The organism is Citrobacter sp. Cpo061 (genome assembly GCF_030332845.1).
Lineage (GTDB): Bacteria > Pseudomonadota > Gammaproteobacteria > Enterobacterales > Enterobacteriaceae > Citrobacter > Citrobacter portucalensis.
Genome location: NZ_JAOWHB010000053.1, coordinates 46,775 through 72,537, shown reverse-complemented (window position 1 = coordinate 72,537; position 25,763 = coordinate 46,775). Strand labels below are relative to the sequence as shown.

Here is a 25,763-nt window from a genome sequence, read left to right as displayed (position 1 = left end):
TTCAACCGTCGATGAACACGGTAACCCGTCAACGGTAACGCACGACCATATGGTGCATATCGATCTGCACGCGGAAGCGAGCATTACGATTGATAAGGTGACCGCCGATAACACCCTGAACCATAGCGAGCTGAATATGGCTCAGCAAATCATCTCCGGCACCGTCGGCGGGGATGCGAAAGTTCACGACGTTGTCAGCCTTGAGATCAATGGCCACACGTTTACGGGTGAAGTCATTACGCTGAATAACGGTCAACTGGGCTACCAAATCCCGGTCGACTCGTCGGCGTTCAGCAACAACCAGGGCCACCAGGATAAAAACGTCAACATCAGGGCGACGGTTGTCTCGCATGATGCGGTAGGCAACGAAGTGACGGCGATCAGCAACCACAGCGTGCATATCGACAACTTTGCGGTAAACCAGGTGCATATTGATACCGTCGCGGGTGATGACGTTATTAATATCAAGGAGTTTTCCGCCAACGGCGGTATCACGCAAATTACCGGTACCGTTACCGGCGCGGATGCGAAAGTGGGGGATGCGGTTACTCTGGCGCTGAAGGGCGGCGAGGTGATTCACAGTGTGGTTATCCCGCTGACAGGCGGCGGGCTGGGCTTTAGCTTCCCGGTCAATACTCATATGCTGATGACCCACCCGCAAATTACCGTTTCCGTAACTTCCTCGGATGCGGCGCATAATAGTGTCACCAGTCAGAATACCCTGACCATTAGCAACGATATGTACACGCAATCGCATATCACCATTGATGGTGTGACGGATGATAACTTCATCAACATCAAGGAATCGACGGACAATAACGGCAAGACCACCATCAGCGGCTCGGTGAGCGGCGATGCAAAAGAGCACGATATCGTTGAGCTGGTGATTAATGGCCAACATTATTCGGGGGAAGTGGAGAAGCTGGCAAACGGTGGCTTCGGCTACCATATCCCGGTGGATACCCAGAACCTGGTCAACGACCCGGTGATTCATGCCAGCATTCATACCACGGACGATCATGATAACGAAACCACGGCAACTGCGGAGCGTACCGTGGGGCTGGATCTGAACGCCAGCGCCTCTATCGGCATCGATACCGTCGCAAGTGATGACATTATCAGCAAAGCTGAGTCTCAGTTGCACAAGACGACGATTACAGGGGCAGTCGGCGGCGATGCGCAGAAAGACGATGTTGTCACCTTAACCTTCAATGGCAAAACCTATAGCGGCAAGGTTATTGAACTCTCTAACCACTCGCTGGGCTACAGCATTGAAGTCAGCACCGATAATCTGAAAGATGGCAGCGACCAGAAGGTCCATGTCTCCATTTCAACCGTCGATGAACACGGTAACCCGTCAACGGTAACGCACGACCATATGGTGCATATCGATCTGCACGCGGAAGCGACGATTACGATTGATCCGGTGACGGATGATAACGTACTCAACCATTTCGAGTTGGACAAGACCTGGCTGTTGGTTAGCGGCGTCGTGGGTAAAGACGCCCAGGTTGACGATGATGTGCGCGTTGAGATTAACGGTAACACCTATACCGGCAAGGTTATCGTTCTGGGCAACGGTCAATTGGGGTATCAAATCCCGGTTCTGTCCTCTGACTTTAGCGACAACCAGAGCAACCAGGACAAAGATGTCACCTTCAAGGCTACCGTAACGTCGCACGATGCCGTGGGGAACGAAGTTGTCAAGTCCACGACGCATACAGTAAAAATTGATAACCACGCCCAGGCAGGGATTACCATTGATACCGTGGCGGGCGACAATATGATTAACGGCGCCGAGTCCACAAAACACACCACCGAAGTGATGGGTACCGTTTCTGGTGATGTGCACATGGGCGATAAAGTGATTGTTACCGTCAATGGTCACCACTACGACGCAACGGTACAGAAACTCCCGGAGCACAATAATGCGCTGGGCTATAAGCTGGATGTGCTGACGGGCGATCTGGTGAAAGATCCGCATATCGTTGCGCAGGTGGTTGGGGTCGATAATGTTGGCAACCAGCAGAAAGCCGAAGCCACGCAGGATATGGCGGTAGATTTGCACGCGAAAGCGCTGCTGACTATCGATCCTGTTACCGGCGACAATATGGTCAACGGCGATGAATCCCGCCAGCCGTTCACCTATGTGACCGGCAGAGTCGGCGGCGATGTGCACGCCAATGATACCGTTTACCTTACCGTGAATGGTCATACCCTGACCGGGAAAGTCAGCGATCAGGGCGGTCATCTCGGGTATAGCATCAAAGTCAGTACCGCCGATCTGCTGTCCGATCCGCATTTAACGGCCACCGTTAGCACCACCGATGTTGCGGGTAACCCGGCAACGGCCAATGCTCAGACCACGGTGGTGATCGATACCCTCATCGACGCGACAATTAAGATTGATTCCGTTACGCCAGACAACACGCTGAATTATGACGAGCAGCATCAGACCACCACCGTCGTGACCGGCACCGTGACCGGTGAAGTTCACAAGGGTGACCCGCTGGTCATGACGATCAACGGCGTCACTTATAAGGGGTCGGTGGACGATATCGGTGGTCATCTGGGCTACCGTATTATCGTCAATACCGCCGATCTGGTCGCCAGCCCGCATATTGAAGTTTCCATGGACGTTACCGATGCAGCGAAGAACCATGCGCATGTGGTGGCGCACCATGACGTTAATCTGGATGACCGGGCCGTTGCCGCAATCACCATCGATCGCGTGACGGGTGATGACGTTCTGAACGGTACTGAACTGCAGGCGCCGAAAACGATCATCAGCGGTACGGTGGGCGGCGATGCGCAAAAGGGGAATATCGTTCATCTGGTGATTGGCGGCCATGCAGTCGATGCGACGGTTGTTGAACTGCCGAAGCTGGGGGCGCTGGGCTATAGCATCGAGGTTGATACCCAGTGGCTGAAAAACGATCCAAATATTACGGCGACGATTACCACCCATGATGCCGCAGGAAATACCGCGACGGCGGATACGACAAGCACGGTGAATATTGACGATCGCGCCGAGGCTATCGTCCATATTGACCCGCTGGTGACGGATCATAATGATGATGTTATCAGCTACAAAGATGCGCATAACCCGCTGACCACCGTGACCGGTACCGTGGGTGGCGATGTACGAGTGGGGGATCTGGTTGAACTGACCATCAACCATCAGACCTACTATGCCCCGGTGCAGGATGGCAGCAACGGTCAGCACGTGTTTAGCACTCAGGTTTCAACGCTCGATCTGCTGATGGATCCGAATATCCATGCCGAGGTGACGGCAAAGGATGCGGCTGGCAACGTTGCGTACGGGCATGATGATAGGCCGGTGGAGATTGATACCGTTGCTCAGATTGGCATCACTATTGACTCAGCTAAAAACTGGGTTCCGCAAGACCTTGCTGCTGGAGCCAGACCTGATTATGTGACGGTTGTGGGACATGTTGATCATGATGCGCAATTCGGCGATCTTATCCATATTGACGTAGGCCATGGAAACAGATTGGACACCACCGTTATCACCTTACCGGATGGGAAGCTGGGATACACACTGAACATTAGCACTGATTATTGGGATGATGACGGCAATATTACTGTAACTGTCATTGGCCACGACAATCATGGCAATGTCGCTATGGCGGTGGCACATCAATATTATGACCTACCTTGGGTAGCACAAATTCCTGTTGCTGGCGGTAGCAGTTTTAATACCAATTTGCCGCCAATCACTACATCTACAACCGGCACGGGAACCTCGCTGCCACAGAAACCGCATGTCCACCTCACCGTCGATCCGGTGACGGGCGATGATGTAATCAACCAAGTTGAAGAGGGTAAATCCACTACGCCGATTCGTGGTCTGATCACTGGGGATGTAAGCGTCAATGATACGGTTATTGTCACCATTAACGGCAATCAATACCCCGGCAAAATGATCGCGATTCCTGGTCTGCCGGGTGAATTAGGCTATCAGGTTGATGTTCCTACCGACGTACTTAAGGCGCACCCGACATTTGAGGTATCAATTACCGTCAGTAACTCCGCGGGTAGCGACACCTCGAGCGTGCTGAAAACCATTCAGGTCGATATCGATAACCCAGTCCACATCACCATGGACAATGTCGCCGGTGATGACGTTATCAATGGTTCGGAAGCGAAAAGCGGCACAACAACGATCAGCGGTACGGTCAGCGGCGAAGGCATCCATGACGGTAGCGTAGTCTCGCTGCAGGTGAATGGTAATACTTTAACCGCTGTGGTACATGCAGGCACCACGGGATGGGTCTGGTCGCAGGATGTCAGCATCAACGATCTGCGTAATAACCCGGACATTACCGCGTCGGTAAGCGCTACCGATGCTGCCGGAAACACTGGTACTGACTCGACGTCGAAGCACGTTGAGGTCGATCTCAACGCTGATGCGGGCGTTACGATTGATAACATCACAACTGATAACGTACTGAACTCGCAAGAAGTTGGACAAGCAAAGACCACGGTGAGTGGTTCCGTTTCCGGCGATGTTAAACCCGGTGAAAACGTGACCTTGACGGTCAATGGTCATGATTACAATGCCGTTATTAATGCAAGTAATCACTACACAGTTGATGTAAATACGTCAGACCTGGTAGCTGACCATACCATCGACGCTAAAGTGACCGGTCACGACAAGGCTGGCAACGTTCAGGACACCAGTATCATCAAAGCGTTTTCTGTCGATACCACGGCATCGGCAGCGGTAACGGTTAATACCGTGGGCGGTGACGACGTTATCAATGCCGCTGAGATTCAGGCTGGCAAGGTTGAAGTCAGCGGTACCGTGGATGGTGACGTACACAAAAACGACAAGGTCTATATCACCGTTAATGGCAACCAGGTTGAGGCCACTGTCATTGAGCTGCCGCATATGAACGGGCAGTTGGGGTATAAAGCATTCGTGAGTACCACGGATCTTCAGGCCGATCCGACTATTCATGTCAGCGTGACGGGTCATGATACGGCAGGCAATATCCAGACTGCGACGTATGACAAAATCGTGATAATTGACGAGCGCGTGGATGCGACAATTGTCCTAGACCCAGTGTCCAATGATGACGTGCTGAATAACGTTGAAGCCGGGAAACCGACCGCCATCATCACCGGTTCTGTGACCGGCGACGTTGAGGTCGGCGATCAGGTTACCGTCACCGTCAATGGCAAAGATCTGCCGGCGATAGTCTCCGACAGCGGCGGTAAGAAGGTGTTCCGCGTTGAAGTCAGTACGGTTGATTTGGTTCATGACCAGCATATTACTGCCCATGTCGTCGCCCATGACGATGCCGGTAACCGCCAGCAGATTGATACCGATAAGACGATCCTCATCGACCGCGTGGCTTCAGGTACCGTCGACATTGACAGCGTCACGGCGGATAACGTCCTCAACCACCAGGAGCTGTCGGGGCAGAAGGTGACCATCACCGGCCATGTCGGCGGTGACGCGCAGCTTTATGATCCGGTTACCTTGACCATCGGCGGGCATAAGTATCAAGGGAGCGTCATCACCCTGAGCGGCGGCGGTCTGGGCTATCAGATTGACGTGGATTCGGCGGTTCTACGTAGTGATGCGCACAAAGTTATTGACGTTGAGCTTACCGGCCATGACGCGCCGGGGAACCCGTTCACCGCAAAATCGACACATACCTATTCCGTTGATGAGCAGGCCAACGGTGCAATTACCATTAATGACCACATCGCAGGCGACAACGTCGTTAACCTGAATGAATCGAAGTCAGACACGGTGATTAAATTTACGGTTTCCGGCGACACTCACCCGACCGATGTCGTTGATGTTAGCGTCAATGGCAACAACATGAAGGCTTCGTTGGTACCTGGCTCCTCGACGGTTTATCAGGTTGCGGTTCCGGGAACGTATCTGAATGAGGGCGATAATAAGATTGAGGTGAAAACGACGTTAAACGATGACGCAGGGAATACGTTAGACGTGCACGATCAGAAAAACGTGGTGCTGGATACTCATGCCGATGGTGCGATTACTATCAATGACGGCATCGCAGCAGATAACGTCGTTAACCTGAAAGAATCGCAGTCAGACACAGTGATTCGCTTTACGGTCTCTGGGGATACCCATTCTACCGATGTTGTTGAAGTGAATATCAACGGTCACCTTATGAAGGCTACGCTGGCACCTGGATCATCAACGGTTTATCAGGTTGCTGTCCAGAGCGCATATCTGAAGGAAGGTATCAATGATATTGATGTGAAAACGACGTTACACGACGACGCGGGTAATACAATCGATGTGAGCGATCACAAAACCATCGTCCTTGATACACACGCTGACGCCAGTATCGTGGTAGATAAGATCGCCGGTGATAACCACATCTCGCGTGCCGAATCACACGATACCGTCACGCATATTACCGGCAGCGTGAGCGGTGATGTGCATGATGGCGATCATATTAAAGCGCTGGTAAATGGTCATCAGTACGATGCCATTCTTCATCAGGGCATTAATGGGTTGACCTATGACATTGAGGCCGATACCTCCGCATTCCGTGCCGGTCATAACCGTGTGAACGTATTGGTCGAGGCGCATGATAACCACGGTAATATTACGCCTTATAGCCAAACGTTGAACGTGACGATGGACGAGCCTGCACCAGTGAAAGGGCATACGGTGGATAAAGGGAATCATGCTGCGATACAGCATGCGCTGCATAACCTGTTCGACGATAACGCATTATCTCTGTCTTATGCACCAGCAGCGACCGGACACGGTCAGGCGACAGCGGTGCTCAGTGCTGACGATAAGGCGAAGGGCGTGCTTGAAAAAGTCGATCTCAGCGATCTGGCCCGTGAACTGCATGAAGGCGTGGATATTGCGAAGTACATTCAAAGCGGCGGCGATCATCACCTGATCGCCAGTCCGGCAAAAGTGGCGCATGGAATAGATACCGCGCTGTCTACTCCGGCAAGCGGCGATCTGCATTCTCCGACCTACTCGTTGGATCACCTGATTGCTAAACCCGATCAAAACCACACTCACTAACGATTGCCTGCTGCCCTGTGTAAACAGGGCAGCAGCATCATGCAAAATGAAAAGGCACTGATATGAACTCTGATTCATCTGCTGCAAACGTGCAGACAGAAGGCGTGGCAAAAAGTCCTGAAAATGACAACCAGCAGGCTTTAGCGATGCTGCAAAAAAGCGACCTGGAGATGGTTCGCGTGCTCGACGATTTGATTTACCTGTTGATCCGTAAAGGCGTGATTGCTATTACCGATCTTCCAGCGATGGCGCAGGTTAAATTAATGAATCGCGCGAACGCGCGCCAGGAACTTGGCGGGTTAGAACAACTGCTTGGCAACGATGATCGTATATTTTAGCTGATGCAGGCAGTTTGTAGGCCGGATAAGCGTAGCGCCATCCGGCTATACAAAGGCGTATCAAGACGCCAGTTTTATCACAATGGCGCGGGCTCACCTAATAATTGCCCCATTGCACCATCAATCCCTAATTCTTGCAGCACCATAAGCTCACCTTCCGTTTCAACTCGCTCGGCAATGAGCGGCAAATCAATACTGCGCGTGGCACTGCACAATACTTCAATAAACAAACGCTTATCATTTTCCTCATCAATTTTGCGGATATAGCTGCTGTCGATTTTCAGATAGGCAAGACCCCATTGCGACAGATGACCAATCATATCGAAACGGCTGCCGAAGTGTTGCAGACCCAGCGAGCAGCGATGCTGACCGACTGTTTTAACAAATGCCGCCATCTGATGGGGACCGGGTAACTGATTTTCATCCAGTTCCAGAATCAACTGACTGGCTAATTTCGGTGAATAGCGCAGCGGGGTGAGTAGCTCAGCAGTGGCGGCCGCACTGGCGACAGAACTGCCGGAGATACTCAACGCCAATTTTCCGGGCGCGGTTTTCAACTGGTTCAATGTCAGTTTCAACATGGCTTTATCGAGGCGATGACTCCAGCCAAAGCGGTGGATCCAGGGCAGGAACCGTCCCGCGGTAATGGCGTTACCCTGCTCATCAAAAATGCGCGACAGCACCTTGTAATGCAGGATTTTGTCCGGCTGGCGGCAATCAACCACCGGCTGATAAACCAACTGAAACTGTTGATTTGTCAGCGCATGCTCCAGGCGAACAAACCACAAATGCTGATCTTCTGTAGTTGCAGGTATTTCGGTGGTAGGAACGACCTGATGGTTGGTGTGTGTTTCTGCTTCAACCAGCAGGCGATCGGCCTGGATCAGCAATGACTGGGCATTTTCTCCGGCGCTGAATGGCACCATGCTGGTATAGGCAACCGGCTGTTGGTCTGACATTCCAGTAGCGTAAAAGGCCGTGAGTTTCTGAGACAATGAATTACACAGCTCCAGCATTTCTCCGTGCGTCACGCCAGGGCAGAGTAGGGCGAATTCACCGCCGCGAATGCGGGCGAGCGTGCTGTCGAGAGGGGCATACTTTTCTCTGTGCGCGTTCAGCAGGTTGGCGATGTTGAGTAACAGCTTATCAGTATGCGGTCCGCCAAAGCGCTGATTCAGGCCACCTAAATCCTGAACGCGAACCAGCATCAGATATCCTGGTGCCGTATCGGCATCACTCAGTCGCGCCTGGAGCTGCATATCGAATGCCCGGCGGTTGGCTACCCCGGTCTGGCTGTCGAGATAAGCTTCATTGTGCAGGCGTTCGCTGTAGATAGCTTGTTCTTCAAATAACGATTTAAGCTTAGCTGCCATTAAATTCATGGCGCCTACAACGCGGCGTAATTCCGGCGTTTTGGGTAACTCGTGGAGTGTCAGAAACTCGCGACGGGTAATAGCTTCGGATTGTTTTGCCATGTAATTGAGTGGGCGCAGCAGTTTGCGCAGCAGCAGAATACCGGCGATTAAGCAGGCAAGGCTACAGGACAGCATCCACAACAGATTGCCTAAGGTATTGTCCCACAGACGCTGCACGGCAAAGATAGGATCGCTGGTCACTTCCACGCGAGCTGCCTGCTGCCAGCCGCGCATAATCGTTGCTTCACCGGTTTGCGGGGTGACATCCACCAGATCGACGAACCAACCGGGAACGTTGGGAATTGTCGCTACCGCGCTACGCTCAAGCATTATTTTGCCGTTTGCCAGATCGACGATGCGGATTTTTTTGTAGTAACCGCTATCGAAAATGGAGCTGACCATCAGCTCGATCATTGCCGGGTCGTTGACGTTGGGCGTCAGCGAAACGCCTAGCGCCGTTGCGGCATCCTGGGCATGTGAAAGGAGTTGGTTATTGGACTGATTGCGAGAACTCTCCAGCGTCACAATAAAATTGCCGCTGAACACAACCATCATAAAGAGAGAGATTGCCAGAAGTAACTGTTTAAAAAGAGACACGGGCGATTCCTATTTATCCATCGGGAAGCCTTCTTCCCGCATTTTGGTGAAAACTTGCTGCCAGCGAGAAAGCCTCTTGCTGTCCCCAACGCGTTTATTGTTTTGATTGCCGGGAAGCCAAAGGCCAGTGTTGTTAAAGGAGTAGACGGGTAATAAGTCCATGCGCTGCGTAGCAGGCGAAATGGTGCTGGTCAGGCTGTCGAGCACCAGAGGAATCGCCCCAGGGGTGGCGTACCAGGTGAGCACCATATGCGCGCGATTTAAACGCAGGGCTTTAACGTAGGTGATGCGAAGTTTGTCTTCTGACACGCCCAACTGGCGGAGGGTGAAATATTTGGCGATTGCGTAGTCTTCACAATCCGCCTCACCTTTGCGCAGCGACTCGATAGGGGTTGCCCAGTAATCGACGTTATGCCAGACATCAATATCTTCGGTATAGCGGATCTTCTCGTTAAAGAATTGGTTTACAGCGCGTAATTGCGTTTGCTCGTCAGCATTACGCAACTGGAGCAGAAGCTGTTGCCAGGCGCGGATCCGTTGCTGTGCTTCTGGTGTTGCCGGGCCATATAGCGCATCGGACTTTTGTTGAATATTGGCAAAATCCCAGGCCGCGCGTAGCGAATGGACTGACAGCAATAGCAGCAGCGCCCCGGGGATTTTCCACAGGCGTAGCAGGCGGTGGCGTAAGCAGCGGCGGATAATGTTCAATGGCTATGCTGGCAACTGCCCGGTGACGGGTTTTTCAGCTTTTCGCAGGACCAGGGGGACAACCACTTTTTACGTAATTGCACGTTGGCCGGCGAGGCAAAAAAATCTGTCAGCGTACTGTCAACAAACGTCACAAACTGCGGATCGTTTTTCCTCATCATAATGGCATAGTGCATCTCATTGCCGATGCTCTCAGAAGAGACGCTGAACAGTTCAGGTTGCTCGCTATGATTAATCAGCGGCCAGGCCAGAATGTCATCGACAAAGAAAGCGGCGGATTCATTATGCGCCATTTTCTCAAATGCGCCGTTTATAGTGGTGGTGGTAATCGTTGAAATATTAAGGTGTTGCTCTCTGTTGGCTTTATTAAATTCCAGCAAATCTTTAGAGCTACCGGTCAGACTTACCGTGCGTCCTTTTAGATCGGCAATTGAATTTATATTATTTTTACGCAAAGAGATGATGCGCATTTTCGCGGTGTAGTAGTTGAGCGAAAATGAAACGCTGGAGGTCCGCTCCGGTGCGTTAGTATTTACACCACAGTCCATATCTATTTTCCGTGTGTTTAATGCGGAGAAGCGTTCTGCAAAATTCACGGGAATATAATGAATGGTTAAGCTGTTGAGCTTCAAATACTGGCGCAACTTATCGGCAATCATGTTACATACCGCGATGGTATAACCCGTGACTTTGCCATTGTGGTCAGTAAAAGAAAACGGTGGCAGCTGGCGATAACCCACGTTGAGCACGCTGCTGTTCTGAATATGATCGAGCGTCGCGGCGTTCTGCTGCGCCATCAGCGCGGGGGTGATACCGATGCCTGCCAGTAAAAACAGCCATTGCACTATGCGGTTCACCCTTGTCATCTCACGATTAATTATATTTTTCATAATCAAAACTGATCTTCTTTTTAGCAGACGTTAATGCTTTCAGGTTATCTGACATGGGAATGTTTAAATTAATGGCTTTCGGCGGAATCGGTGACTGAAACCATTTATTGTACAGCGCAGTAAATTCGTTGCTGGCCATCAGCGAGGAGAGAGTGTCATCAACAAATTCTTTAAATTCTTTATCGTGTAACGGGAGTAACAAGCCGGCCGGTAGCGGGGCGCTGAGCGCAATGTCGGAAAGTTTATAGTCTCCAGGATTAGGCATTTGCGCGATCATCCCTTTGAGTAAAACCGTACTGGAGATCAGTGCAGAATACTCACCATTCTTCAGTTCATTGAAGGCGGTAATGTTGTTGGTATCGAGTTGAATATTAATATCCAGGTCATTGGCGGCATTCACTTTTTGCAGTTGCTCAACGTAAATCGTGCCGCTTTTTACCAGTACGCTATGTCCGGAAAGCTCTGCCAGATTGTCGTTGCTTTCATTTTTACGCATGACGAAGCGGGTACTTGAAAAATAAAACGGCAGCGAGAACTCGCTAATGCTGTGGCGACTTTTCGAATAAAAGGCCGGGATACACATGATGTCTGCCATGTGATTTTTAATCAGGACAAACTGCGAGGCCGAGTTAGCTTTTACCCACTCGACCTTCAGGTTTTTAAGCTGAAGTGTTGTCTTGAGCGCGCTGACGATACTGTTGCAAATATCAATGGAATAGCCGGCAGGTACGTTGCCATTCTGCCAGGAGAAAGGAAACGCATCATCCTGATAACCAAGGGTAATGCTTTTCTTGTTGGCGATCTGCTCCAGCGTGTGCAACGGCAGGGCAGAGCCTGCTAAGCATGGCGTTGCTGAAACTATTAACAGGGCAAAAATCGTCAGCATGCGCTTTACCGGGCGAAAGAAGTCAGACATTGCACAGTCCTTCTTCAATGGCCTCTTTAGTAAATGCGGAAAGCACTTCACGCTCGCGCAGCGGATAGCTAAAGAAATAGCCCTGAACATTCTGGCACTCAATGTCGCGCAGAATGTCACGCTGCTGAGCGGTTTCTACCCCTTCAGCGGTGACCGACATATTGTACTTATGGGCAAACTGAATCAGCATCACAATCAAATACTGACTGGCATTATCTTGCTGGAGCTTATCGACCAGCGTGCGCGCTATCTTGATGCGAGTGAAAGGATAGATCAGCAGATAATCCAGTGCCGCGTAGCCGGTGCCTAAATCATCCATCGCGATTTCAATGCCCAGTGAGCGGATCTCTTGCAGCACGGGCAAGGCAATCGACTTATCCAGCTTTTCGGATTCGGTAATTTCTATTTCAAGGCGCTCGGCTGAAAGTTGACTGATGCGTAACGCATCTTTGATCACGTCAACCAGTCCTGGGCTGTGCAGTTGGTAGGCCGATATATTGACGGCTACCCTGATACGCTCCGGCCATTTGGCAGCGGCTTCACAGGACTGACGAATAATCCATTCGCCCAAACGGACAATCAGACCGGAGTTCTCGGCGATGTTGATAAAATAATCAGGGTAAATCAGACCCTTGTTGGGATGATTCCAGCGTATCAGCGATTCGTAGCCATATACGCTTTCATCTTCCAGATTGATGATTGGCTGGTAATGAAGCTCGAATTCCTTGTTATCAATACCATCGATGATTTCCTGATTAATAAACAGGCTGTGGGTATGCTTCATCACCATGCCGTCTTCGAAGAAATGGAAGCAACCCCGGCCATGATGTTTTGAGGCGTACATGGCAAGGTCGGCATTGATCATCAACGTCGAGGTATTATTGCCCTGATACGGCGCGGTGGTGATACCGATACTGCAGCTGATGGAAAAAGTATGCGTACTCCAGGTAAACGGGGTGCTCAGCGCACGAATAATCCGCTTCGCCAGCCGATTCGCTTCTTTGATGGCGTTATCGCTGACATGTTGCAGAATGGCGAATTCATCACCGCCCAGACGCGCTGCGATATCGTTAGGTCCCAGCAAGAGCTGCAGGCGCTGGGCAACGCTGATTAATAGCTCATCGCCCGCTTTATGACCAAAGGTGTCGTTTACTGGTTTGAAGTTGTCGAGGTCAATCAACAGCAGGTTAAATGGTTTTTCGTCCTGATGGATTTCACTGACGCGTTTATCTAACGCCTGGCCAAACGAAACGCGGTTGGGCAATCCGGTCAGTGAATCATGATGGGCCATATGCTCCATCTTTTGCGACATTTCATGCATTCGTTGCAGATAGCCGCGTTCTTTCATGGCGACGCGCAATTTTTCAATCGCCCCGGCCAGATGTCCAATCTCATCGTCCTGATCAAGATAGGGCGTTATACAGTCCGTCTCTTCATGGGCGATGCGGGTAAGGGAGTTAATCAGCAGCGGAACCGGACGGAATAAACGGCGCATAAACATCGTGACCAGTGCCAGCGTTACCAGCAAAATCAGGACAAAAATGATACTGCTTTTTTTCAGCATCGCATCGTAGGTGGCGTAGAGATCGCTTTTTTTTCCAATGCTGCTAATCAGGCTACCGAGGATCTCACCTGAGGGCGTCAAAATAGGAACGGCGCTGATAAAGCACTCTTCGCCATTAATTTGGGCGAAGCCAACATAGTAGTTACCCAGCACATCTCGCGGCAGACGACCGGGGAAAGAGATGATCCCATCACCCTCTTCTGACTTATTGTTGATGCCAACAAACCCTTTCTCCGGCGTATACAGAAACAACCAGGTGGGGCTATGGGTCTGTACTGAAGCCAGTGCCAGAACGTCAACCGGGTTATAACCGGTTTGCATAATAGAGTCGGTGTCACCAATCTGTCTGTCGGAGACAATGCGGGATATCTGCCCTGCGTCGCTGGTTTCGACCGAAACGGTGGTATACACGTTGCGGATGATGTAGGTCATAATCTGTGCATTCGCTTCAGCCCGCTGTACCCACTGCTGATAAGAAAAGTTATCTATCAGGCTCCAGTTGGTAAACGCGCCAGCACTAAACGCAATAACGATACCCGCCAGCAAGAATTGCGTTATTTTGCCAGTGATTGAATGTTGCCACCCTTTTATTGCTTTAAGGGAAAACAGAGACTTTGCCACGGATTATGTTAATTCCTGAAAAGATTGTTCGGTGCTAAAATTAATTTCTGCTATTACTTGATGGAATATTATTGTTGCAAATAAGTAGATGAAAGATGTGAAACTTAATGACGTAACAAATAACTAACATTGAACCATGGTGAGTAATGACAAAAATAACGGTATGCGAATATAGATAACGCTGCTCTTTTCGTCAATAGGCAAAAGTGTACATAAAAATACATTTTCTGAATGCCCCTTTCAGGATATTAATGTTGACATTCATAGTGCTTGAGAAGATTTTTTATACGTACTGGTTGGAGGTGTTGGGAAACTGATAAAGGCTTTTTTGTTTTTTACTAAACATCAATGAATTAGCGGTTTTTTGGACAGGCATTTTAGTGATTCCATCCCCACCGGATGTCCATTTTTGTCTATAAATGGGTATTTATTTCCTGATTTGATATGAATAACATGCTCTCTTCATTATAGAACCTTATTTTATTTTCTCAGTGCGCGGTCAATGTTGACAATTTTGCTATGGTTCATCGGCTGACCCAAAAGGATTTGTTTGTGACATTCGAGTCTGGATTAAAGTCCTATTGGTATAGTGCATAGCGGATAAATTGATTTGGACGCAATAATAAATTCAAACACGATAAAAAACATTCGGGAATGGTGCCTGCCACTTGTCTTACCTGGCCTTTTTTACCCGCTGGCACAATATCTTAACGGTTATAGCATTCTCAATAATACTATTTTAACAGTTTACGATCTCAAGCTAGCCGTATTTTCTGCCGCATTGGTCTTGTTTGGTTTTCGGGTGTTGCCGGGGTTTCTTCTGTTCCTGACGGTCATGTTTGTGGTCGGTCCGCAAAATGAACGGGTAGATGCGTTGTGCCTGATCATCGCGTCGACCTTAAGTTATGCCGCGTACCGCAAATTCACCGGCAGACGCAGCTGCGTTAGCTTTGGTCGCATCAAAATTAGCTTTAATCGTCTGCTCTGGCTTTGTGGCTACAACGTCCTGCTGTATCTGGTGTTCAGCAAACTCTTTGCAATGTTTGTCGCCCACGGACAACGCCCCGATGTGGATAACATTCCGGCGTTGAGTCTGGGCATGCTGGTACGTATTCAGGGGATCATCAACGGTTGCCTGACGGGGATCCCTTTATTTTACAAGATTTACCGCATCATTCGTCGACCGTCTTTCCTGCTGACCTTTCTGCGGGCCATTGCTGAACAGTGTAAAGGCAATATCGGCGTCTACGGCGTTATATCCTGGTGCATCTTGCTGTTTTTTCTGATGTTCTTCTTAACATCACCGGATAATTTGGATGTTTTTTTCTCTATCTATAGCCTGATCCTGTTATTTCCGTTGATGTTGTGGGGAGCAATCAAGATTGGCCACTTGTTCACAATGCTGGTGTGGACGATCGTATTAATCATCTTAGGCAAACATAACGACAGCTATATCGCCAGCGATGTTAACTTCATGCTGCATCAGGCGCTGGTTTCGACGTTGATCTTTGTCTTTTCACTCACCATTGTGATCATGGGGGTACTGGCAAAATTTACCCGTCAGCGCTTTAACCAGGCGCTGCTGTTGGGGCTGACTGACCCGATGACAGGCATGGCAAATTTACGGGCGCTGAAGACGGAGCTATTTACCACTGAACGCGCGACTGTATGTCTGATACAGATCCCCGAGCTGGAGCTTTTTTCGCGTCGTTATGGTTTTCATTTCCGCGCCCGCTACCAGAAGATCCTTGCTGAGCATTTGCGCAGACATCTGGTGAAAAGCGAGAAAGTCTATTACCACGCGGGTTATGATCTGCTCATCCGGCTGGAAAATGGCACCTGGGAGCGGCTATGCGATCTGTATCAGGCCGCCAACAGTTTTCGTCTCTTTTACAACAACCATCGGTTGGGTTTTCGCAGTGGTTTGGGCTATTGCCTGATTAACGATCTGAGCGATGACATTTATCAGTTGGTGGGGAAACTGGGCATGGTGGCGGGTTTATCACTCACCAACGGCAGGCCGGAAAACCTTGAGGCGCAGCATAGCCGAATCCTTGGCAACCACATTGTTGATAAAACGGAAATTCGCACTGCGCTGCAAAATGCGCTGGATAACAATGCGTTTGTCCTGATGGCACAGCCGATAGTCAGTACCCACGGTGAAGCGCCGTATCATGAAATATTGATCCGTATGCTTAACGAACGGGGAGAATTTATTCCACCGAACAGTTTCCTGCCGGTTGCTCATGATGCGGGGCTGGCACCGGATATCGATCTCTGGGTTATCGAAAATACCCTCAAATTTATGCGTAACCACCCGCAGCATTGTTTTTCTATTAACCTGGCACCGGTGACGGTGTGTCGTTCAAATATTGTCATGAAGATCACCCAACTCCTGCACGACTACGCAGTGGAGCCACAGCGGATTATTTTTGAAATAACGGAAGCAGATACGTTATCAGACAAAGAACAAACCGTGGAAACGCTACGTTTAATACGTCAGCTGGGATGTCGGGTGGCAATTGATGACTTTGGCACCGGGTTTGCGAGTCATGCGCGCTTGATGAATATCGAAGCAGATATCCTGAAAATAGATGGCTCTTTTATTCGACGGATCACCGAAAGTGAAATTAGTTACTACATCGTTGAGTCATTCTGCCGCGTTGCTGAAATGAAAAAAATGCAGGTGGTCGCTGAATTTGTCGAGAACGCCACTATTCAGGCCTGTCTGGAAAAAATGAATGTGGGCTGGTTACAGGGATATCACATTGGCAAACCTACGCCGCTGTTCACGCTCGAATCACAGGGCGCTAGCTCCTGATGACCAAAAAAAGAGTAATTTCTTCTCAGGTAGAGAATAAAAATCATGAGTGACATTATTAAAGTAAAAAATCGAACGGCGAATACCACCAGTGAGGGACCGCGCGCTCGACTATTGTCCTGGCTGCACAACATCCATCCCGGTGTGGCGATGAAGCTCGGTATGATTTTGGTTGTTTGTATCGCAACGTTGCTGATTGGCGCCTCTTTTATATTATCGTCTTATCTTTCCAGAGAATTGCAGGTCAATGCGCTGGAGATGATTAAAACCAACACGCGGATATTCCACAACAGTATTTCTAACGAGTTTCAGCGTGTGACTCGTGATGCGGAACATTACAGCAATGTTTATATTAATAATTATCAAAACGTTGCCAATAAACCGCTGCGTTATATGGACTCTACTGAATTAAAAGCGGTGCTGAGCAACCCGAACACCAACGCGCACTTCACCGAATTAACCAGCGTATTTGCCAGTACGTTTATTCTGCAAGGCGAGCAATTTGTACGTGTCAGCAGTACGTTACTGGCGAGTTCAGGCAATACGGCAACAGCAACAGCGCTAGGGCATGATAATCCTGCGTTGCCGCTGCTTTTGAAAAATAAACCCTTTTCCGGTGTGGTCACACTGTTCGGTAAACAGTTTATTAGTCACTACGAACCGATTGCCGACAAATATGGTCAGGTCGTGGGGGCCGTCGCGGTGGGTTTCGACGTCAAACAGAGTTTGCAACCAATCATTCAGCGTTTGTTGAATGTGCATATTGGTAAAGATGGCTACGCCTATGTGCTGGATGCCGGATTTGAACCCGGTCGTATGCTGGTCCATCCCTCGTTGAGCAACCAGCAGGCAATTAATATTACCGATGCTAATGGTTTTAAGCTGTTTGCCGACATGCTCGAACACAAGAATGGCATCACTTACTACAACTGGGTGAGCGGTTATGGCGCATTGCCGAAGACCAAAGTTGCCGTTTATGAATACGTTGAAGGGATTAACTGGATAATCGCCACCACCAACTATGTTGATGATGTCGCCAAGAGCAGCAATCTGGTGCGTAACGGTCTGCTGCTGTTCACCGCGCTGCTGCTGCCCATCATTTTACTGCTGATTGCTGTGGCCAGCCGTTTCCTGATTTCCCGGCGCTTAAACCGTGTCCTGGGGATTGCACAAACCATTGCCGAAGGCGACTTAACGGTGGATGTTCAGGTCGATCACCACGATGAGATCGGCGAACTGCTGAGTGCGGTGGAGATGATGCGTCAGCGTCTGCACTCGTTGGTAGGCGGTATGGTTTCTCATGCAAATTCGGTACATCAGGCATCTTTGCATATTACCGAAGCGGTCGATGGGCAGGCATCAACCAGCGTGGAAACCTCATCTTCAGTGGCTGAAATTACCTCCACCATGGAAGAGCTGTCTGCCTCATCGACACAGATAGCCGAACACTCACGGGCGGTTGTGGATATTGCCAACCAGACGCTCGAGGACTGCAATAAAGGCTCCGAGTCGATGTCGCAATTGCTGATGCGTATGACGGATATTGATACCGACAATCAGCAAAATATGCGTGAAATCATGATGCTTGGTAATAAGTCGACGGAAATCAGTCGCGTGATGGTGATCATTAACAGCGTCGCGGATCAGACGAAACTTATCGCCTTTAACGCAGCGCTCGAAGCTGCCAGCGCCGGGGAAGCCGGTAAGCGTTTCTCGGTGGTGGCGGCTGAAATCCGCCGTCTGGCGGATTCGGTGACGGAATCGACGGTTGAAATTGAAAATAAGATCAACGAGATCCAAAACGCGATTAATCGTCTGGTGCTGAACGCGGAAAAAGGCGGCGAGAGCATTAAAGCGGGCGCAATAGCCTGTAAAGTCAGTGCTGAACATCTGAACGATATCGTTGTTACGGCTGAGCAAACCTCGACGGCGGCGCTACAAATATCGCTATCAACACAGCAACAGAAAACGGCGAGTAATCAGGTGGTCATGGCGCTACGTGAGATCGTTGTTGCCAGTAACTATACCTCGCAATCTATCAAAGACATTCTGGTTGTCAGTCAGGATATGACACAACTGTCGAAAGCGCTGAAAGAGGCTTCGTCCTCATTCACACTGACGGAAACAGATGCATGAATAGCAGCAACATTCGGGTGCTGATCCTCGACCTGGGCAGCGCATCGCGTAATGAGCTGGTCAGGCAACTGGAGGATCACCCGCACATTAAGGTGGTGGGGCAAGCAGCCCATCGCAGACAGGCGATCCGACTGTTGCAACAGCTGATGCCGGACCTGCTGATTCTGACGCTGGATATTTCGAGCGCCGATAACGTCGAGATCGTGGAAACGATCATGGCAACCAGCGCAATCCCGATCCTTGTCATGAGATTTTGTCCAGAGAATCAATGGGATGATGACTACATTTCCCGTGGTGCGTTGGCGGTGTTGCACCATAGCAGTGATTCACCACTCTCAACGGATGCCTTGCATCGTAAAGTAGAATTACTGGTCGGTGTGAAAGTCATTCGACATATCAAGGGATTACGCTATCCAAGCGAACCAGTAATCCCCACTGTACGACCAATGATGGACGTTGCAAAGACGCCGCAGGACTGGCCCTTTGTGCTGGCGATTGCCTGTTCGACGGGCGGGCCGCAGGCGCTAAGTAAGCTGTTACAGGATCTGCCCGGTACGTTTCCGTGCCCGGTGCTTATTGCCCAACATATTGCCGATGGCTTCGCGAAAAATATGGTGCATTGGCTGGATAGCGTGACCGATCTGAAGGTGCGACTGGCGCAGGAGGACGATCGGGTGGAAGCGGGGTATGTGTATATATTGCCGCCGGAGCAGCACCTGATCGTCAAAAGCAACCAGCGTTTAGCGGCGATCCCAAGACAGGAAAGCGACGTTTACCATCCCAGTTGCAACCTGTTGCTGGAGTCGGTGGCTGAGGTGTTTCGCGAAAAAGCCGTCGGACTGATTATGACCGGCATGGGCAGCGATGGCTGCCGCGGCATTGAGCTTATTGTCCGCCGTGGTGGTACAACGCTGGCGCAGGACGAAGAAAGTTCGGTGGTATTCGGTATGAATAAGAACGCGATCGACAAGCAACTAATACACCGCACGATCCCTCTGGATGGCCTTGCTGCGGTACTGCTTTCGATGGCCTGCCACGGGCATGTTGAGAGTATATTGCCATGATCCCTAATCTTCCTGACTATGCGCGCCTGATCAAAGAACGGGTCGGTTTGCACTTCGATAACGCCATGGAAGCATTGCTGAAAACGGCGCTGGGTCGGCGAATGGCCGAGCGAAAAATCAATGATTACTATGAATACTATGAACAACTGCGTAGCTCGCAGAATGAGTTTGATAGTTTCATCACGCTGATTACGATTAACGAAACCTATTTTTTCCGTGAAAGCGATACGCTGGATTTAATCTGCGATAAATGGATCCCGCGTCTGTTGCAACAGCGCAGCGGCCCGGTGCGAATTCTGAGTGCCGGATGCTCTTCCGGAGAGGAAGCCTACTCGTTGGCGATCAAGCTGCATGAGAAATACCTCGGCGGGATGGCCCAGCGCATTGAAATTTACGGCTGTGATATTGACCCGGCAATCCTGGCAAAAGCCCGCAACGCCTGCTATTCAAGCTACTCGTTTCGTGGCGTCGACCCGAGTATTCAGCAACGCTACTTTACCCGCTCGGGAAACCTCTACCGGCTGCATGATGAGATCCGTGAGAAGGTCACCTTCCATCGCACCAACATTATAAAAGAACAGTTACTGCCGGAAGTGGACATCATTTTGCTGCGCAATGTGTCCATCTATTTTGATACGCCAACGCGTCGAGAGCTGCACGGTAATTTGCTGAAGATGTTGCAACCGCAGGGAGCCTTATTTTTTGGCAATGCGGAAACGCTGGCTAACAATTTCGACATTCTGAAGCTGGAGCAGGAAGAGGGGATTTTCTATTTTTGCCACCATCGTGAAGCGGCAAGGGTTGTGCCTGTCCCCAGAGCTGCGGTGCGCATTCCGCAGTCGAGAGCGGTAGTTGAACAGGTTCCTCTGGAGCCCACGGCGCAGCAGAGTAATGACTGGCTGAAGAAAGCACGCGCCAGCCTCGATGAAAAATGTTTTTCTGAAGCTGAAAAGTGTATCGCCTGTGTATTACGTGACGATCCCCGTAATCAGGATGCGCTTTTGATCCAGGGCGTTATTGCCCTCGAACAGCGTGAGTTTTCTCAAACAGCCGGAAACGCACAGCAGATCCTCGCCCAGGATGAGTGGTCGGCAGAGGCCAAAATGCTGCTCGGCCTGGCGATGATGTGGCAACACCAGACCCAGCAGGCCATCGCCTGGTTCAAACAGGTGGTTTATCAGGAACCTGGCTACTGGCCTGCACACTATTATCTGGCTGAAATGTACCGGCAAAGCGAGTTATACCAGCCTGCTCAACGGACTTATCGTGTGGTGATGCAGTTACTGAACGACGAGATAAACAATCCGTCCTCGGTTTGTCGTCTGCGTTTGCCAATGGTATTTCCAGGCAATACGTTTCGTTTCTTGTGTGAACATCAACTGGCGCAATTCGCCCATCAAAGTGGCTAATAAGAGCGATTATGGCTATCGATCTGAAAAAATTCGTTCTGCGCTTTATTGATGAAGGGAGAGGTCATTTGCAGACGATCAGCGAAGGGGCTTTTCTCCTCTCCGCTGATGAGCATACCGACGCCTGGATAGGTGAGATGTTTCGCGCTGCGCATACCCTGAAAGGGGGGGCGCGGATGCTGAAGCTGCAAAGTATTGCCGATGTCACGCATCATCTTGAAGATGTATTGAGTGAACTGCGTGACAACAAACTGACGCCGGACAGGGCGCTGGGCAATCTGATCCATGAGTCTGTGGAGTATCTTTCTGGTCAGCTTACCCAGCTTTTTGTCAGCGAAGGGGATAATCAGTTGCCACCGGCGGATGCCGGGCTGTGCGAACGCCTTGCCCGCGCCAGTCGGGGAGAGGATATCACGCTGGCTGTCGAAACTGCCGGGGCAACAGAAAAACCGGTAGTCCCAGCGCCTACGACACCTTCCAGCATGGATGCCGGTATTAAGCAGGCGGATTTCGTTCGGGTAAAGCTGAACAAGCTCGATGGACTGATCGACATTCTGGGGGAGGTGCTCGCCGGACATGATCGCCTGGAACAGCAGATACAAAACCTGAGTCAACTGGTACCACGGTTACCGGGATTGAGTGCTGAACAGCTTCGCCAGCAGATCCACGACTTTAGCGCCCAGTTAAAAGAAAGCGTTCAGCTCCAGCATTTGCAGATGTTTGAACTGTACGATGTGGCGGCGCGGATCCGTATGCTGCCACTTTCAACATTGTTTGAACCCATTTCGCTGCAGGTCAGCGAACTGGCTTCCACACTGAACAAGCAGGTGGTGTGCCGCTTTGTTGGCGGAGAAGTGGAAATCGACCGCCAGCTCATTGATCGGCTTTCGGAGTCGCTGACGCATCTACTGCGTAATGCCGTCGATCACGGGATTGGTGAGATCGACGAACGTCTGGCGCTCGGTAAATCCACTCGCGGCACGATTACCATCACTACTCAGCAGGACGGCAGCGGGATACTACTGCGTATCGAAGATGATGGCCGTGGTCTGAACTATGAGGCCATCAGCGCGAAGGCGGTCAGTAAAGGTCTTGTTCCCGCTTCAATGGTCGGGCAGCTCTCCGAGCAAGAATGTAATGAGCTGATTTTTCATCCCGGCTTTTCGACCAGCAAGATAGTCTCCGAGCTTTCTGGTCGCGGTGTTGGTCTTGATGTGGTGCGCAAAACGGTGGTGACCGACCTGCAAGGCGATTTGCAGGTTTATAGCCGTCCGGGAGTCGGGACCAGCTTTAACCTGCGGTTGCCTGTTTCGTTAACCATGATGCGGATTTTGCAATTTGAAGAGCAGGGGCACCTGTTTGGACTGGCTGCGCAGTATGTGGTTGAGGTAGTGGAATGCACGCCACAGGGGATCAGCGATATCGCCGGACGTCCTGCCATTATCTTGCATAACGAGTTTATCCCGGTGGTTTGCGTAGGCAGCTTACTGGGCATTCATGAACGCCAGAGCAGCTTTTCAACGCCCGGACAGCGATTAATCGTGGTGCAGAACCAGTACAGCAAAATGGCGCTGCAAGTGGATAAGCTCCTCGATGAACGCAAGATGATGATCAAACCGTTACCGAAGCATATGCAACAGCAGTCGCTGGTCTCCGGGATGGTACAAACACCGGATAACCAACTGGTCAGCATCCTGCACGTTCCCGCGCTGATGGCGATGGCGCAACAATCACGGCAAACCAGTACACCAGCGCCCGCCACGAACGTAACGCAGGATGCCTGGCATGTGCTGGTGGTTGATGACTCACTGAATACCCGTGAGATAGAAAAGAACGTGCTGGAAGCGCACGGCTATCAGGTGACTCTGGCAGAAGACGGGCTGTCGGGGCTGCAAAAAGCGAAACTGACCCAGTTTGATGCCGTACTGACGGATGTCGAAATGCCGTTTATGGATGGTTTCACCTTCACCAAATCGTTGCGTGGGGAGAAAAACTACCAGCATACGCCAATTATCATCGTGACGTCCCGCGCGAAGGAAGAGGACCGGCGACGGGGGATTCAGGTGGGTGCGGATGCCTACATCGCCAAGGGCGATTTCGAGCAGGACAGTTTGATAAAAACATTAAAAATGCTTTTGTGCTGATGGCGCAAAATCGAGAGAGAAAATGCGAATTTTATTAGTTGATGATGATCTTTTTGCGGCTGAACTGGCATCCATATTTTTGCAAATGGACGGCTACGATGTGGTGATTGTGGAAAGCGCGATTTCCGCCCTGGCGTGCCTGGACTCGGATAACAACATCGACCTGGTGATTAGCGATCTGCATATGCCAGAGATCAGTGGGTTGGATTTGCTGGCGCTGTTACGCGCTCAGGATTGGACTAAGCCTTTTATTTTACTGAGTGCCAATGAAGTAACGGGCAGCGACGCTCTGTACGACCGTTGGGTGAAAAAAGATGAAAACCTCGCGGAAAATCTGGGGGCTGCTGTTAATGCGCTACTGCAACCATCTGCGATTAACTGAATAAGCCTACGTGTTTGATGAAACAAGAAAATAAGCATATAGCGATGGCGGCAGCGCAGGAAAAAATAGCGCGTTTGCGGCAGGGATTTCTACGCCGAATTCCCGACATGCTGGCACAAGCGGAAAGATTACTCGTTCAACTGGTCGCAGAGCCTAGCGAAGCCTGTCGCAAACAGCTACATATCCTGCTGCACAGTATTCACGGTTCGGCAGGGTCCTTTGGCTTTAGCCCGCTGGCGAATGCCTCAGCAGAAGGTGAGCGTTTACTAACAGAGCCGGAAACAGAGCAAAGCACATTGCATTACGATGAGCTGCGGCGAATCATCAGGTGGTTGTACACCCTGACCCAGGAGCAGCTCAATCTTGAACATCGTATCAGCGATACGGAGTTCACATTACCGATCACCGCGCAGCGCCCGGAAGAGGGATATGTTCGGCGGGCCAGTAAGCCTATCTACCTGTGTGATGATGATATTGACCAGGTCGAGCTTCTCGCGACCCAACTGCGCTGTTTTGGTTTTACCTGCCATGTGTTCGCGAACACGCAGGATTTCACTCAGGCCGTATTGTCGCAACCGCCCGCCGTGGTGATTATGGATGTTAGCTTTCCGGACAACGCCTACGGTGGACCGCTGGCGATGTCGGATTTGAAACAAAAAGTGGGCAAACCTTTCCCTGTACTGTTCCTCTCGTGTCATAGCGATTTCAATGCCCGCGTCAACGCCATCAAATCCGGCTGTGATGGCTACTACGTAAAGCCTGCGTCTATCACCGATTTAGTCCAGGAACTTCATCGCCTGACTCAACCGTCGCTGAAAAAGCCTTACCAGGTATTGTTGATCGATGACGAACCGGCGGTGGCGGAATACAACGCGGAGATGCTGCGCTTGGCGGGCATGGAAGTGCATGTGCTGGAAAAACCTCACTATCTACTGCATGTACTGAATGCGCAGCCGATCGATCTGGTGTTGATGGATTACCACATGCCGGAATTCAGCGGTGAGGAACTGACAAAACTGATTCGCCAAATACCGCAGCATATTGGCCTGCCTATCGCCTATCTCTCCAGCGAGACCAACAAGCATGCGCAGTTGGGAGCAATGAGCATCGGCGCGGAGGATTTTATCCTCAAACAGAGCGACCCAGAGGAGCTGATCCGCGCCGTATCGATTCGCGCGGAAAGAATGCGCGTCTTGCGTGCACGCATGTCGCAGGACAGTCTGAGCGGGTTATATAACCACTCAACGACCACCCATTTTCTCAAAAGCGCGATTGCCGAGTCGAACTACAGCGGCAACCCGTTTTGTATGGTGATGGTGGACCTGGATCGCTTCAAAAGCGTTAACGATACCTACGGTCATGCGGTCGGTGACCAGGTAATTGTCGGTATTTCGCAGTTGTTCTCCCATCGCTTACGCAGCACCGATATCGTTGGCCGTTACGGTGGTGAAGAGTTTGTCATCATTATGCCCAACACCAGCAGTGACAAGGCCGCGCGCGTGGTCGAACGATTGCGCAGGGATTACGAGCAGGTCACATTTTCCGTTAACGACGCCAGTTTTCACAGTACGTTCAGCGCGGGTATTGCCCAGTGGCAGTTTGGCGATCGGATTGAAACGCTACGCGAACGTGCCGATCAGGCGCTGTATGCCGCGAAACAAAATGGCCGTAACACTTTCTGCATTGCCGAGTAAAAGGAGT

General features: G+C 50.7%; 14 protein-coding genes. 9 read left to right on the top strand and 5 right to left on the bottom strand.

Annotation, left to right across the window (positions count from 1 at the left end):
- Positions 1-49: 49 nt before the first annotated feature.
- Positions 50-7,057 carry an Ig-like domain-containing protein gene (locus tag OGX97_RS19040; RefSeq protein ID WP_441301393.1) on the top strand — a complete coding sequence of 2,336 codons (7,008 nt, stop codon included), beginning with the start codon at positions 50-52 and terminating at the stop codon, positions 7,055-7,057.
- A 62-nt stretch (positions 7,058-7,119) separates the two neighbouring features.
- The gene (locus OGX97_RS19035; protein ID WP_048236656.1) at positions 7,120-7,395 is read left to right on the top strand and encodes a hypothetical protein; all 276 of its coding nucleotides are present in this window, start codon (positions 7,120-7,122) and stop codon (positions 7,393-7,395) included.
- A 77-nt stretch (positions 7,396-7,472) separates the two neighbouring features.
- On the opposite strand, the gene lapD is transcribed toward OGX97_RS19035, so the two are convergent.
- The 5 genes from lapD to OGX97_RS19010 are packed head-to-tail and all read right to left on the bottom strand — an operon-like array spanning position 7,473 to position 14,106.
- Positions 7,473-9,407, bottom strand: coding sequence for a cyclic di-GMP receptor LapD (lapD, locus tag OGX97_RS19030; protein ID WP_235126900.1), 1,935 nt, complete (start codon positions 9,405-9,407; stop codon positions 7,473-7,475).
- A 9-nt stretch (positions 9,408-9,416) separates the two neighbouring features.
- Complete coding sequence (lapG, locus tag OGX97_RS19025) at positions 9,417-10,109, bottom strand: cysteine protease LapG (protein ID WP_032945487.1); 693 nt, start codon at positions 10,107-10,109, stop codon at positions 9,417-9,419.
- 2 nt (positions 10,110-10,111) lie between these two features.
- Entirely contained in the window at positions 10,112-10,981 is an 870-nt protein-coding gene (locus OGX97_RS19020; RefSeq protein WP_235127583.1) for a transporter substrate-binding domain-containing protein, read from the bottom strand.
- A 7-nt stretch (positions 10,982-10,988) separates the two neighbouring features.
- Positions 10,989-11,921 (bottom strand): amino acid ABC transporter substrate-binding protein, encoded by a 933-nt coding sequence (locus OGX97_RS19015; RefSeq protein WP_286592709.1) that lies wholly within the window; start codon positions 11,919-11,921, stop codon positions 10,989-10,991.
- Positions 11,914-14,106, bottom strand: coding sequence for a putative bifunctional diguanylate cyclase/phosphodiesterase (locus OGX97_RS19010; protein WP_218658982.1), 2,193 nt, complete (start codon positions 14,104-14,106; stop codon positions 11,914-11,916). The genes OGX97_RS19015 and OGX97_RS19010 overlap by 8 nt, the downstream gene beginning before the upstream one ends.
- Before the next feature lie 610 nt (positions 14,107-14,716).
- Here OGX97_RS19010 and OGX97_RS19005 point away from each other — a divergent pair.
- From OGX97_RS19005 to OGX97_RS18975, 7 genes are read left to right on the top strand one after another with little or no spacing between them, the layout of a single operon-like run.
- Positions 14,717-16,927, top strand: coding sequence for a sensor domain-containing phosphodiesterase (locus tag OGX97_RS19005; protein ID WP_008785653.1), 2,211 nt, complete (start codon positions 14,717-14,719; stop codon positions 16,925-16,927).
- Between the two features lie 45 nt (positions 16,928-16,972).
- Positions 16,973-19,063, top strand: coding sequence for a methyl-accepting chemotaxis protein (locus OGX97_RS19000; RefSeq protein WP_008785652.1), 2,091 nt, complete (start codon positions 16,973-16,975; stop codon positions 19,061-19,063).
- Complete coding sequence (locus tag OGX97_RS18995; RefSeq protein ID WP_218658983.1) at positions 19,060-20,127, top strand: chemotaxis protein CheB; 1,068 nt, start codon at positions 19,060-19,062, stop codon at positions 20,125-20,127. Before OGX97_RS19000 ends, OGX97_RS18995 begins: the two co-directional genes overlap by 4 nt.
- Positions 20,124-21,536: a CheR family methyltransferase gene (locus OGX97_RS18990; RefSeq protein ID WP_218658984.1), complete on the top strand. Its 1,413-nt coding sequence runs from the start codon at positions 20,124-20,126 to the stop codon at positions 21,534-21,536. The genes OGX97_RS18995 and OGX97_RS18990 overlap by 4 nt, the downstream gene beginning before the upstream one ends.
- Before the next feature lie 11 nt (positions 21,537-21,547).
- Positions 21,548-23,680 (top strand): hybrid sensor histidine kinase/response regulator, encoded by a 2,133-nt coding sequence (locus OGX97_RS18985; protein ID WP_208743790.1) that lies wholly within the window; start codon positions 21,548-21,550, stop codon positions 23,678-23,680.
- A gap of 22 nt (positions 23,681-23,702) precedes the next feature.
- Positions 23,703-24,062, top strand: coding sequence for a response regulator (locus OGX97_RS18980; RefSeq protein WP_100271971.1), 360 nt, complete (start codon positions 23,703-23,705; stop codon positions 24,060-24,062).
- Positions 24,063-24,079: 17 nt separating this feature from the next.
- Positions 24,080-25,756: a diguanylate cyclase gene (locus OGX97_RS18975; RefSeq protein ID WP_279850965.1), complete on the top strand. Its 1,677-nt coding sequence runs from the start codon at positions 24,080-24,082 to the stop codon at positions 25,754-25,756.
- Positions 25,757-25,763 lie beyond the last annotated feature (7 nt).